This window comes from Stappia sp. TSB10P1A (assembly GCF_900185725.1).
In the GTDB taxonomy this organism is placed as follows: domain Bacteria; phylum Pseudomonadota; class Alphaproteobacteria; order Rhizobiales; family Stappiaceae; genus Stappia.
The window spans coordinates 1-2,317 of record NZ_FYAU01000039.1 but is presented as its reverse complement, the minus strand read 5'-3'; the positions used below and the strand labels follow the sequence as shown (position 1 = coordinate 2,317).

The 2,317-nt window shown below is 68.3% G+C and carries 3 protein-coding genes and 1 pseudogene; all 4 read right to left on the bottom strand.

All coding sequences use genetic code 11. From position 1 onward, the window contains the following. Nucleotides 1-396 (bottom strand): NlpC/P60 family protein (locus TSB10P1A_RS22225; RefSeq protein WP_186390161.1); only part of this gene is annotated, 396 nt, incomplete at its 3' end. After that, nucleotides 393-905 carry a DUF1833 family protein gene (locus tag TSB10P1A_RS22220; RefSeq protein ID WP_186390160.1) on the bottom strand — a complete coding sequence of 171 codons (513 nt, stop codon included), beginning with the start codon at nt 903-905 and terminating at the stop codon, nt 393-395. The genes TSB10P1A_RS22225 and TSB10P1A_RS22220, both read right to left, overlap by 4 nt. A gap of 2 nt (nt 906-907) precedes the next feature. Beyond that, nucleotides 908-1,267 carry a hypothetical protein gene (locus tag TSB10P1A_RS22215; protein WP_186390159.1) on the bottom strand — a complete coding sequence of 120 codons (360 nt, stop codon included), beginning with the start codon at nt 1,265-1,267 and terminating at the stop codon, nt 908-910. Next, nucleotides 1,264-2,317, bottom strand: a pseudogene (locus tag TSB10P1A_RS22210) (hypothetical protein); the annotation flags it as partial. The pseudogene TSB10P1A_RS22210 and the gene TSB10P1A_RS22215, both read right to left, overlap by 4 nt.

The following is a 2,317-nucleotide window of genomic DNA, read 5'->3' as shown; positions in this document are numbered from 1 at the left end:
GGTGAAATGAGTGAGGGGGACGATGATTGCGTCGCAGGCCGCCTCGACATGCAGCACGTGGCCGGGATCGACCAGGACGCCGACATGCCCCGTGCGCGATCCGCCGGACAGGCGCATCACGCACACGTCGAAAGCCGTTTGATCCCCCGTTGAAACCGCCTGCCAGTCCTCGCCGTCCTTGCCCGCCGAGACGGCGCGAGCGACGGCGATCAGCTCGCGCGCCGAGATCTCGCCATAGGTCGGCAGCGCGATGCCGAGCTCGCGCTCGTAGACCAGCCGCACGAGCCCCCAGCAGTCGGCGCCGTCCGGCGATCTCCCGCCGTCCTGCCAGGGCAGGCCGACATAGGTTGCGCTCCAGTGGACGGCGGCCCGCCCGCCGATCGGGAGCGCGCTCATAGGTACAGCCCCGGAAACGAGTCCTGGGTGCCGCGCATCGACGGCCAGGCCTCTTGGGTATAGTCCCACGACCGAATGGTGCCCGTGAGCTGCAGCACGTCCCCGCCGACATCGACCAGCGCCAGATGCCGGGCGGAGTAGCTCCGCTCCACGCTTGGCCCCAGCGCCACGCGCGGCTCGACATTGAGGTTGAACTGGCTGGCGGCGATCACCTCCATGTCGAGCCGGGCCGGCCCGTCCATCGCCAGGATGGCCTCGCCGATACGCCGGTCGACATTCTGGACGGTGAGCTCGGTGCGCGGCGGCGCGTCCGTGTCGCTGAGGAGCTGGATCTCGAAATCAAATCCGATCCACGTGGCGCCGTCCATGATGTAGTCGGTGCCGTCCGAGACAATCCGAATGTCCTCCGGCAGGTGCCGGTGGCTGATCCGCAGGAACACCAGCAGCACCTCGGCCGTCTCGGGCCGCTCCAGCTCACGCGCTGTCGCCACGGGGAGCTCGCGTTGCATCGTCAGCCCCTCACCAGCGCCCGGAATGTGACCGTCCACGCCTCGGGCGCAAACCACGCAATCCCGTAGGGCGTCTCATCGATGAACGTTGCCGTCACCGTCGCATCCGTGCGTGGATGCCGGATCGTGAACGGGAGCACTCCGCCGGCCAGGTCATTGGCGACGAAGGCTTCGAATGTGGTGACCTGCGCCGTCGTCATCACGAAGGCGAACGTCGCGGTCGAGAGGCGCACGGTGCTGCGGCGCCGGCCGATCGGCGGGCCGATCTCCGGCCGAAACCGGATGATCGCCGGCTGCGGCGCCTCCTGATAGGGGTGCCGGTCGGCCCTGAGCGGCAGCGAGGCAGGCCACGCGGCGGTCATCGGCGCACCTTGCGCGGACTGACCCCGAACCGGGCTCCTTGCGCCTCGTCGAACCCGCCCGTGGCGAATTCCTGCCGCACCCGCTCGATGACGATGTCGACGATCTCGCGGCCGTCCGCGCCCTGTCGCCGCTCCTCGCGCACCTCGCCGCCCGCGTTGTTGTAGATGTTGACCTCGATGCCGCCACCGCCGATCGAGCGCAGCGACGAATTGGGCAGTACCTTGGCGCCCTGCGCCGTGCCGATCACCGGCTCGGGACCGCGCTCGCCGACGATCCCGAACGTTCCGTTGGGGATGAGGCCGCCCGTCGCGTAGAAGCCGGAGAACAGAGACGACGACGAGCCCCCGCCGAAGAGACCGCCGAACAGGCCTCCAAGCAATCCGCCGCCGCCGCCGCCCGTGGCGGAATTGACTGTGAACACCGCATCGAGCACCTCGTTGAGCAGCTTGTCCGTGATCCGGTCGAGCGCCCGCAGCGCGTTGTCGGCCATGGCATCCCAGACATTCTCGCCGTTGCGCACCGCCATCGCCAGGCTGGACACCGAGCCTTTCAGGATGTCGGTGTACTCCTGCAGCTCCCGCTTTGCCTCGGCCTCGCGGAGATTGGAGCGGATCAGCTCCTCGACCTGCTTTTTCTCGTCTCCCTTCGCCGCCGCCAGCGTCTCGCTCAGCCGGATCATTTCCCGCTGGACCGGGTCCGTCTCGCGCATCACGTCGCGCTCGATCTCAAGCTGCCTGATCAGCCGCTTGACCGCCTCGCGCTTGCTGTCGGTCGCGGTGGTCGCCGCCTTGTCCCGCTCGATGGCCTCCCAATCGATCCTGACCGGGGATTTGTCGCCGTCGTCCCGCTTCGGCGGATCGGGCAGCTTGTAGCGCGCGTCGAAAGCACCGGACGAGAGCGGCTTCGGCCCGCCTTCCATCAGGGCGAGGATAGCGTTGCGCCGATCAATGGCAGCCTGCGGCAGAGCGTTGCCAAAAGGGTCGTGAGTGGCGGCCCATTCGAGCCAACTGCGCATTGTTTTCAGCGCGCCGACCGAGTCGTCGACCGCT

Coding starts and splice junctions, on each gene's coding strand:
- TSB10P1A_RS22220 (WP_186390160.1), bottom strand. CDS start 905: ATGCAACGCGAGCTCCCCGTGGCGACAGCGCGTGAGCTGGAGCGGCCC.
- TSB10P1A_RS22215 (WP_186390159.1), bottom strand. CDS start 1,267: ATGACCGCCGCGTGGCCTGCCTCGCTGCCGCTCAGGGCCGACCGGCAC.